At 69.3% G+C, this 2716-nt stretch carries 3 protein-coding genes; 2 read left to right on the top strand and 1 reads right to left on the bottom strand.

All coding sequences use genetic code 11. The annotated features are described in order from the left end of the window. The first annotated feature begins 70 nt into the window (after positions 1 to 70). Together PVW46_RS27835 and PVW46_RS27840 are read left to right on the top strand one after the other, a co-directional pair. Positions 71 to 652, top strand: a complete 582-nt coding sequence (locus tag PVW46_RS27835; protein ID WP_069211330.1) for a uracil-DNA glycosylase family protein — start codon at positions 71 to 73, stop codon at positions 650 to 652. After that, positions 649 to 1443, top strand: coding sequence for an SseB family protein (locus PVW46_RS27840; RefSeq protein ID WP_069211329.1), 795 nt, complete (start codon positions 649 to 651; stop codon positions 1441 to 1443). Before PVW46_RS27835 ends, PVW46_RS27840 begins: the two co-directional genes overlap by 4 nt. A gap of 39 nt (positions 1444 to 1482) precedes the next feature. Here PVW46_RS27840 and PVW46_RS27845 read toward each other — a convergent pair whose 3' ends face one another. Further along, positions 1483 to 2481: a P1 family peptidase gene (locus tag PVW46_RS27845; protein WP_274578283.1), complete on the bottom strand. Its 999-nt coding sequence runs from the start codon at positions 2479 to 2481 to the stop codon at positions 1483 to 1485. Between the last annotated feature and the right edge of the window lie 235 nt (positions 2482 to 2716).

Below are 2716 nucleotides of genomic sequence, written 5' to 3' on the forward strand. Positions count from 1 at the left end.
GGCCGAAGGCCGAGGGGGCAGCGCCCCCTCCCGGCGTGACCTCGACGCACTGGCGGACTAGACTTGCGCAATGCACCAACTGCTTGCCGACATTCGCGCCTGCCGTCTCTGCGCCGACCGTTTCGCCGCCACCGAGACGGAACATGCGCCGCGCCCCGTCCTGCGGGCCCAGCCTTCGGCCCGGCTGCTCATCGCCGGGCAGGCCCCGGGAATGAAAGTGCACCATTCGGGCCTGCCCTTCACCGATCCGTCCGGAGACCGCCTGCGCGACTGGTTGGGGCTGGACAGCGAGACCTTCTATGACGAGACCCGCGTCGCCATCGTGCCGATGGCCTTCTGCTTTCCCGGCTATCGCAAGGGATCGGACCTGCCGCCGCCGCCGATCTGCGCCCGCACCTGGCGAAGCCAAGTCATCGAGGCATTGCCCGAGGTCCAGCTGACCGTGCTGGTCGGCGGCTACGCGCAGAAATGGCATCTGGGCGTCAAGACAGGCGTGACAGAGACCGTCACCCGCTGGCGCGACTTTTCGCCCGCGGCGCTGCCCTTGCCGCATCCCTCGTGGCGCAATACCGCATGGTTGAAACGCAATCCCTGGTTCGAGGCCGAGCTGCTGCCCGTCCTGCGGACCCGTGTCGCGGAGGTGCTGGCATGAGCGACGAGACCCTGACCGAACTGGACCGCGCCCATGCGGCGATGGAGGCCGCGCCAGAGGATGATGCGCTGCGCCTGCGCTATTACGACCGGCTGGCCACGACCGAGCTGTACCTGATGCTCACCGCCGAACCGCAGGGGCAGGAGATTTCTCCCGAGGTGTTCGAACTGGGCGACGCGCGCTTTGTCCTGGGATTCGACCGCGAGGAAAGGCTGGCCGGATTTGCCGGACGGGCCGTCCCCTACGCTGCGCTGTCCGGCCGGGCGCTGGCCTCGATGCTGGCGGGGCAGGGGATCGGACTGGCCCTGAATCTCGAAGTCGCGCCCTCGCAATACCTGCTGCCACCCGAAGCGCTGGCCTGGCTGGCGGAAACGCTGGGCCACGGTCCGCAACAGGCCGAGGCGCGCCCGGCCGAGTTCCGCGCCCCCCGCGTGCCAGAGGCGCTGGTGACGGCGCTGGATGCGCGGCTGGCCATCGGCGCCGGGCTGGCGCGCAAGGCCTACCTGGCCGAGGTGATCTATGACGATGGGGCGCGCGGGCATCTGTTGGGCATCACCGGTGCCGTTGCGGGCGCCGAAGCCGCGCTGGCCGGGGCCATCAACGAGGCTCTGGTCTTCTCGGGGTTGGAGGCGGGGGCGCTGGACGTCACCTTCCTGTCGGACAGCGACCGCCTGACCGCCGATCTGGCCCGTGTCGCGCTGCGCTTTGACCTGCCGGAGCCCCAGGCGCCTGAACGCGTCGAACGCCTGGCCCCCGGGACCGATCCGGACAAGCCGCCGATCCTGCGCTGATCCCCGCCATAGGATGGGTCGTCGCGACCCATCGCAGCCTTACCCCAGTTCGGATCGCAAGGTCGGCAGTGTATCCCCTTGACGTGGCTCGGCTTCCCAGATCGCGCGGGCGATGGCGCGGGACAGGCACAGGCTGGCTGCATGGCCGATCATGGCCACCTGCCTGCCGGGGTCATCCAGCACCCGCGCGCCTGTCGCGGCGGCAAAGACAAGGTCCCCGTCCATCGGTGAATGCGCCGGCAGGATCGCCCGCGCGATGCCGTCATGGGCCGCAACCGCGACGCGGTGGCACTGCGCTTTGGTCAGCGCGGCATCGGTGGCGACGATGGCGATCGTGGTGTTGCCCTGGGCGGCCATTGCGCCGAGCTTGCGGCTGGGGGGGAGGGCGATGCCGGGGGACGGGTCCACGCCCAGGCCGCCGAACTCTGCCCCGAGTTCGAAGGGCGCGGCCCAGAAGTGGCGGCCCGACGGGGTGGTCACGCTGCCCATCGGGTTGGCGGCGACCAGCGCGCCCACGGTGATGCCATCGTCCAGCACGAGGCTGGCCGAGCCCAGCCCGCCCTTGTGCTGTGCGGTCTGCGCGCCGGTGCCCGCGCCCGCAGTGCCAAGGGCGAAATCCGCGGTGGCCGAGGCCAGCGCCTGCCGCCCCAGCGCGGGATAGGGATTGTCGCCCCAGGCCTTGTCGCCGCCGTTCAGGAGGTCGAACAGGATGGCCGCCGGAACGATTGGCACTCGGGCCGAGAAGATGCTGAATCCCTTGCCTTTTTCATGCAATGCATCCATCACGCCCTGGGCCGCCGCAAGGCCGAAGGCACTGCCGCCGGACAGCACCAGCGCATGCACGGCCTCGACCGATTTGTCCGGCGCCAGCAGGTCGGTCTCGCGTGTTCCGGGCGCCCCGCCCATGACCGAGACCGAGGCGGTGAGCGGGTTGTCCGAGGTCAGGACAGTGGTGCCCGAATTCAGCCTGTCGTGCTGGGCATTGCCGACCAGAAGGCCGGGCACATCGGTGATCAGGTTACGGTTTCCGGGTCGCATGGCTGGCCTTGGGATCAGGGATTTGCCCGCAGCATCCGGGGCCGCCCGGAGAATCGCAAGGGGCCTTGGCCGCAACGGATGAAGATCCGGTGCCAGTGGCGGGCGAGGGGGTTAACGTGGTGCAGATGACACAACATGGCGCAAGATGTTGTGGTCATGCCCGGCCCGGACAGGGCCGAAGACGGAGCTGCAAGGGGCCTTGTTCCGTACGTTTTGTACAAAACGTACGGCGATT

Origin of the sequence: Mameliella sp. AT18 (genome assembly GCF_028807275.1) — a bacterium.
GTDB lineage: Bacteria > Pseudomonadota > Alphaproteobacteria > Rhodobacterales > Rhodobacteraceae > Antarctobacter > Antarctobacter albus.

Excerpts from the sequence above, each read along its gene's own strand:
- PVW46_RS27835 (WP_069211330.1), top strand. The coding sequence starts at position 71 with ATGCACCAACTGCTTGCCGACATTCGCGCCTGCCGTCTCTGCGCCGAC.
- PVW46_RS27840 (WP_069211329.1), top strand. The coding sequence starts at position 649 with ATGAGCGACGAGACCCTGACCGAACTGGACCGCGCCCATGCGGCGATG.
- PVW46_RS27845 (WP_274578283.1), bottom strand. The coding sequence starts at position 2,481 with ATGCGACCCGGAAACCGTAACCTGATCACCGATGTGCCCGGCCTTCTG.